The organism is [Clostridium] clostridioforme AGR2157 (assembly GCF_000424325.1).
Classification (GTDB): domain Bacteria; phylum Bacillota; class Clostridia; order Lachnospirales; family Lachnospiraceae; genus Enterocloster; species Enterocloster clostridioformis_A.
Genome location: NZ_AUJR01000111.1, coordinates 1 through 2962, shown reverse-complemented (window position 1 = coordinate 2962; position 2962 = coordinate 1). Strand labels below are relative to the sequence as shown.

General features: G+C 41.2%; 3 protein-coding genes. All 3 read right to left on the bottom strand.

The genetic code is table 11. The features are described 5' to 3' along the window. Positions 1 to 411: 411 nt before the first annotated feature. The 3 genes from G614_RS0123655 to G614_RS0123635 all read right to left on the bottom strand — a co-directional run bounded on the left by G614_RS0123655 (position 412) and on the right by G614_RS0123635 (position 2735). Positions 412 to 600, bottom strand: a complete 189-nt coding sequence (locus tag G614_RS0123655; RefSeq protein ID WP_027643856.1) for a hypothetical protein — start codon at positions 598 to 600, stop codon at positions 412 to 414. Beyond that, a complete protein-coding gene (locus G614_RS0123650; RefSeq protein ID WP_027643855.1) occupies positions 597 to 1019 on the bottom strand; it encodes a nucleotidyltransferase domain-containing protein in 423 nt (140 codons plus the stop codon). The genes G614_RS0123655 and G614_RS0123650 overlap by 4 nt, the downstream gene beginning before the upstream one ends. Before the next feature lie 606 nt (positions 1020 to 1625). After that, positions 1626 to 2735, bottom strand: a complete 1110-nt coding sequence (locus G614_RS0123635; RefSeq protein WP_027643853.1) for a hypothetical protein — start codon at positions 2733 to 2735, stop codon at positions 1626 to 1628. Between the last annotated feature and the right edge of the window lie 227 nt (positions 2736 to 2962).

Sequence of the window (2962 nt, the reverse complement as noted above, 5' to 3'; positions counted from 1 at the left end):
GATGCCTATGATGGGACTTCTGTGACCTTCCACTATCAGCGCCATGAAGACCATGAAACTGTAACCGAATGCTGACGCAGCCTAAACCAAAAACAAAAAACTACATAGACAACGTCATGGCGAAGTTACATCTTCGCTCTTTTGCTATGCCATTTTTTATTTCAAGTCTATTATACACCATAATCATTATCCAAACAGTAATCATTAATCTCATTATATACATCCAATGCTCCCTGGCTGCAATTTACCATAATCCATATTAGCTTCTGCTGATGCAGTTCCCGGTTAAAGTAATCATGTGTTATTTCGTTACGCAGTAGCAGCTCTCTCAGGAACGTCTTTTCCTCCTCAGTCTGCCGGAAACCAAACGTATCAAAACTCGTCACACAATAGCAAAGAGAACTTGCATTTTTATAGGTTCCTTCTTCCCGCCTTATCCACATCATCCGTGTTTATATACTGCTCACTTTTCTGCACAATCCTTTCAGCACAGCTTTTCATAAACTGTAGCATATCCTCTACCTGCATTACATTCACTGGTTCTTTTTCTTCCAGGGGTTCCAGATTAAATCCTTTTATGATATCCTCACTAAATTTCATCCTGCCATCCTCGCTTTAATTTCATCCTGCTTATGCTGACACCTTTCTCCAAACTCCACTAACTTTTTGGGATAATAGTCTGTAAACTGTATTTTTGATTTTAAAGGTGCGCAATAAACAGGCGCCTCCATCATTAGGTCTATATAGAAAATATCACTTTCAATTCCTTTTTCAGCAAAATATCCTTCCAAATACATAGATATCCTTTTATATAAATCGAAATCTTCTGTATAAATAGCGATGTCAATATCGCTCTGTCCCTCCACATAACGGGTTGTCACATAGCTTCCAAAAACAAAGACATTATACCCGTCTATACCAAACTGCTTCTCGACCTTTTTCTGCAGTTCCAGGAGCTCATACAATCTGGCCATTGTTTTTTCTCTCGCATTCTCTTTTGAAACCGTGTCAACCGCCATTTAACAGACGCCACCTCTCCGTAATCTCTTTCTATTATTATATCCGGTCTGTAATTATGTTACAACCTATTTTCCTCACATTTACAATGACTTATTCCTAAAGTAAGTGCGACCATGAAAGCTCACCGCCATCTTCCCTCGCTGCCATCCCCACATAGTCCATGAGCTGGTCCTTCAGCTCCTCTATGGTCTTATCAATTTCCGCTTCGCTACAGGCTCCTCTACAACCTTGGCGGCCCGGAGGATGTCCTCCTTCACTCCCTTTAAGAACATCTCTTTCCCACAAGCGAAAGAGCCCTTAACGCCTCCCGTATTTTTATTTTATAATCAGTTAATTCTTTTTATCTTTTATTTTAACTTCCATGTCTCTTATGTGTGAAAACTAATAAAATACCCCGGAAAAGTCATCTTCGGGGGCTTGGCATCTATTTCTTACGCCCTGAAAAACACCCATTTCCAGGCCGCAATTTCACTCAACTCCCCTCCAAAAACCTCCACATCTTGTGGTTTCATCCATCTTTTCTCTCCAAAAACCACAAGTGGCATCTAAACTACCGTAGCTTAATGTGCCGCTGCGGCGGAATAGATGCCAATAATACAAATCTTCTAATGAATCTCAATCACTTCCTGATGTTCCATCCCCATCCTCTGATGCAGTTCCCTGCATCGCCGCAGTACTGCCTTCCACTGCGTATCACCTAAATCTTCTGGCTTTTTCATCCCCAAAACATTGTCAAATGATACCTCTGCATGGTTAATTGCCTCATACGCTGCCTGCTGTAATGTCTTATCCTTTTCTGAAGTCTGGGACGGAATATCCTCGTCTTCCGAAAAAGCATGGTCATGGTCCATCAGTGGATATAAGCCCATAAGCTTTCCACTCCTGTTATCCATGAAAAATCCAAAATTGGCTCCATGGCGGTCTTCATTTCCAAGTACATAATCTGCTATCTGCATTTTATAATAATTCGCAGCATCCATCTCCTTTACCATATCATATTCATTTTTATCGTGGTAACTGCAATATACCTGAAAGTCTTCCCATGGTACAAGGGCGGTTTCTTCGGAAGAAATAATACGGCATTTTACTATTTTTTCCCCACTTTTATATATTTTATCTATATGATTCTGGTCTGCTATCTTCTCCAGCCTGCTGTTTTCAGCCTCGATATAGCTTACATGGGGGATATTAAGCGCATCTAGTATCCTGCTGGCCGGCAATTCCTTTTTTCCGACTTTATACAGATAAAGTCCGTCCGCTTCCCTTATCCAGGCTTTGGCCGCCATCCCCTGAGCAGTGAACTCCGGTGTATGAATCCTCTGTACAAGTGTGTGGAATGTCCGGTTGGTACCAAGAAGAGCCGTTGATGTTACTGCTTTCTCCAATGGGTTCCCAAACAGGCTTACCTGTTCCCATGTAAATGTTTCTTCAGCGTCTTTCATCCAGTAACAGTCAGAAAGGGATGCAAAATGAAATAACCTGGCTATCATATATGGATTACTTTGGCTGATGCGAAAACCGGCCAATAGTTTTTTGGCGTTGGTCCTGCCTATGTTCATGGTGCGGTTCTCAGTCCAGCCGTGCATGACATCATCGTAGTTTACATCCGGATAACGCAGCGATATGGGAAGTAACTCATAATTCAGTATTTTACTTCTGTAATCTTTTATCTCTAATACAGGGATATCTTTTAGCATGATATATGTTTTATTCATTGCAGCTCACCTCTCTTCTCTTGAACATGGTATAATCATTATATGGATTTTATTATATCATTATTTTTATGCATTATCTATTTTTTTATTGGGACAAATGCTTATTCTAATCGACATTATTCTGAGAGAAAATACTCAACTACCACCGGCTAAAGCCGGTGGGTTGATGCGGCCTAAAGGCCGCCGTTAAGCGACTGAAAGTCGCAGTGGGGGCTAAAGCCCCTGCT